Origin of the sequence: Burkholderia sp. HAN2018 (assembly GCF_024704855.1) — a bacterium.
In the GTDB taxonomy this organism is placed as follows: Bacteria; Pseudomonadota; Gammaproteobacteria; order Burkholderiales; family Burkholderiaceae; genus Burkholderia; species Burkholderia cepacia.
Map to the genome: position 1 here is coordinate 1 of NZ_QOBB01000401.1, position 3,437 is coordinate 3,437.

General features: G+C 70.4%; 4 protein-coding genes. 2 read left to right on the forward strand and 2 right to left on the reverse strand.

Going from position 1 to position 3,437, the window contains the following annotated elements; genetic code table 11:
- Positions 1-90: 90 nt before the first annotated feature.
- Complete coding sequence (locus DPV74_RS40075) at positions 91-669, reverse strand: hypothetical protein (RefSeq protein ID WP_060196714.1); 579 nt, start codon at positions 667-669, stop codon at positions 91-93.
- Positions 670-951: 282 nt separating this feature from the next.
- On the opposite strand from DPV74_RS40075, the gene DPV74_RS40080 reads away from it, so the two are divergent.
- A complete protein-coding gene (locus DPV74_RS40080) occupies positions 952-1,590 on the forward strand; it encodes a LysE family translocator (protein WP_021163579.1) in 639 nt (212 codons plus the stop codon).
- Between the two features lie 79 nt (positions 1,591-1,669).
- On the opposite strand, the gene DPV74_RS40085 is transcribed toward DPV74_RS40080, so the two are convergent.
- Entirely contained in the window at positions 1,670-2,881 is a 1,212-nt protein-coding gene (locus DPV74_RS40085) for a hypothetical protein (protein ID WP_119339199.1), read from the reverse strand.
- A gap of 338 nt (positions 2,882-3,219) precedes the next feature.
- Here DPV74_RS40085 and DPV74_RS40090 point away from each other — a divergent pair.
- Positions 3,220-3,437 (forward strand): DUF3348 family protein (locus tag DPV74_RS40090; protein WP_119339200.1); only part of this gene is annotated, 218 nt, incomplete at its 3' end.

Genomic DNA, 3,437 nt, shown 5'->3' on the forward strand with positions numbered 1-3,437 from the left:
GGCGGAGGCGGCGACGCGTGCCCGGGCCTGGCCGTGCCCGCGCCGGCCGGTGTGCGATGCAAGCGGTCGCGACGCGTTGCGCCGGCCGCGTCAGTCCTTGCGTTGCCACTGACCGAACGACACCGGCCGGTGCGCGTCGGCGCGCGTGACGGTGACGTGGTCGGGCTGGTCGTCGAGCGGAAACGATTCGGTGACGATCCGGTTCGAAAATACCCAGCCATGCGTGTGCGGGTCGTAGCGGAACGTCACGTAGTCGGTCCAGTGCTGTCCGCACGCGACGAAGTTCTGCACGGTGAAATAGCGGCCTTTCACCGCGAAGCCGTTGTCGGCGGCATCGTCCGGATCGAACGGATCGCACTGGCCGCCTTCGTTCGCGCGCAGCACGACCTGGTCGTTGCGCGCGGCGAGCCGGAACGCGTGGTCGGCCTGCTCCTCGAAGATCAGCAGCGGGCGCGGCGACGGCTGCTCGCGCGTATCGACCGCCCGGTGCACGACGACGAGGAAGCTGTGCCGTCCGTTGTCGAGATCCGGCCCGGCTTGCGCGAGCAGCGGCTGGTAGCCGGCCGGCAACTGCGCGGCGATCGACTTCGGCAGGTCGCCGGCGCGGGCGCCGGGCGAAAGCGCGGCGAGCAGCGAGGCGAGCACGATGGGCAGGTGGAAAACGCGCATGACGGGGTGTCCGGTCGAAAAGAGGAAGAGGGTGGCCGATCGCGCGGGGCGGCGAATCCCGCCCGGGAAATGCGGTGCCCGGCACCGGATTGAGCGCGACGGGCGGCGCGGATCTCGATCATGGCGGGCGGCGCGACTGGCGCGACTGACGGGAAAGAGGGCCAGCATAGCAGCGCAAGGCGGCTTTCGGCCATGCGCGAAGCGTGCCAGAATCGGCGGCTCGACGGTCGGACACGACACGCAGGCGCCGGCGCTTCGGCGTCGCTCATCAAGGAGATTTCGATGACCGCATCGGCTGCCGTACTCGCCATCCTGGCTGCGCTGTTTCTCGGCGCGATGATTCCGGGCCCGAGCTTCGTGCTGGTGGCCCGCAATGCGATCGGGCTGTCGCGCCGCGACGGGCTGGCCACCGCGCTCGGCATGGGCATCGGCGGCATCGTGTTCGGCGGCGTCGCGCTGGCCGGGCTCTACACGCTGCTGCAGGCTGTCGAATGGCTGTACGTGGGCCTCAAGGTGGCGGGCGGCGCGTACCTGATCTACATGGCGTCGAAGATCTGGCGCGGCGCCGACCGGCCGATCGCGATGGACGATCCGCGGGCGATGGGCGGCGGCAGCGCGCGCAAGTCGTTCTGGACGGGCCTCACGACCCAGCTCAGCAACCCGAAGACGGCGATCTGGTACGGCAGCATCTTCGCGGCGCTGCTCCCGCAGCATCCGCCGCTGTGGTGCTACCTGGCGCTGCCGCCGCTCGTGTTCGGCGTCGAGTTCGGCTGGTACACGATCGTCGCGCTGTGCTTCTCCACGCGCCGGCCGCGCGAGCTCTACCTGCGCGCGAAGAAGTGGGTCGACCGCGTCGCGGCCGGCGCGATCACGCTGCTCGGGCTGCGGCTGATCCTGAACGCGCCGAAAGCGGGAATCTGAGCGCTTCCATTCCTGTTCTGCATCGCACGGCGGCCGGCCATTCCAGCGGCCGGCCGCCGGCGCGCACCGCGCTTCGGCATCAGGCTTCGCTGAACCGCTCCAGCAGTGCCGCGAACCGCGTGTCGTCGGGAAACACCTTCACTTCATAACGCACCGGGCGATGCCCGGTGGCCGTCATCAGGTCGCCGCACGTGTTCAGCAGCTCGGCCATCGGCACGTAGGCCGACTGTCCGGTCGACTCGCGATGGAGCGCGACGATATCCGTCTCGGGCAGCAGCGTGTGCACGCCGTCGCTCCATACGCCGACGCTGAACAGGCTGCCGTCCTGGCGCTTGTACACCGAGTAGGTCGCCACGAAAACGTCGGTGCCGTCGCGTTCGTGCACGTCGTCGAGGAGCATCCGCTGATCCTGGTAGTCGCCCGCCAGCTCGCCGATGCGCAGCGCGGCCAGCTTCGTTTCGAGCCCTTCCGGCACGAAACGCCGCCACGCGGTGCCGTCCCAGCGCAGCATCAGCGGCGGCAGCGGGCGCGGCTGCGCCTGCGCCTGTTCGGCGAGGTCGACCATGGCGGCGAGCCCGGCCGGATTGCGGTCGCCGGTGAGCAGCAGCACCGCGCGGTTCGGTGCCATCACGACCGGCGCGCCGGCGATCGGCTGCCGGTGGAGCAGGTCGGTCAGCAGCAGCCGCGCCGCGTCGTAGTAATCGTTGAATTGCGACAGGAACACCCCGTTCGGTAGCGCGGCCCACGGCGCCGACGATTCGGCCCGCAGGTTGTCGATCGCGATCTCGCATGCGTCGTCGAACGAGACGCCCCATTTGTCGAGCGTCGAGGTCGGCAGGCGCGCGATGTTGAACTCGCCGTCGTACGCGATGCCGATTTCGATGTTCTCGCACAGCGGCCGGAATGCGAGTTCCGTTACGCCGGGCTGCCCGGCCAGTTGCAGCGCGGTCACGCCGCGCTCGGTCGCGCTGCGGATTATGGGCCGCAGCTGCGCGCGTGCGGCGGCGAAATCCTCGGGGATCTCGTGCTGCATCATCGCGTTCGCCTGCCGTTTCAGCACGGTGTCGCGCTCGGACGGCTTCGCGGCCGCGTAGTCGCGGAACAGGTTATGCAGGTTGATGATGTTCGACGGGGCATCCGACTGGACGAGACAGCCTTTCTCGTCCTCGTGGCGCCAGGTGCGCGTGTCGCCCGATGCGCGCAGCGTGGCGATCAGGCGTTCGGCGAAGGCCTGCGGGGTCGGCGGTTTGCCGAAACGGTCGCGCAGGCGCGTGACGAGGTTGGCAAGCATCGTGTGCGGTCGGGCCGGGCCCGTTTGTTGTTCGTTGTGGGTCGGTGGCACCCGGTCTCGGGGGCGCAGCCCGCGGCCGGCACGCGTGGCCCGACGGGTGCTGCGATGGTAGCGCAACGCGGCGGGTCTCGGCGGCCCGAATTCGCAACCGGCGGGCGATGCGGCGGCGGGCAAGGGCGGCAGAACCGTCGCGGCAGCAGCCCTCGGCCGCCCGCCAAGCCTTGTGTGGCGGGCGTTCGCGAGTGCCGCACGCGCCACCGGGCGGTGGCGCTTCCCCGATTCTGGCGGTCGACCTCCCGGCGACGTGTAAACTGCTGCCTTTTTTGACGGTTTGCAGCATGGTGCAAGCACCTTCGCGCCCGGCGCTGAGCGGCCCGGCGCTCGTCCGGCTGCTCGCGCGCCTGGCCGACGCCGACGTCGCGGAATCCCGGCAGACGCTGTCCGACCGGCTGAGCCAGTGGCTCGGCTGGACCGACGCGATCACGCTGTCGTCCGCGCTGAATGCGAGCCCGCCCGGCGTCGCGGCCGGCGTACGCGGCTACGACGCCGAGCGCGA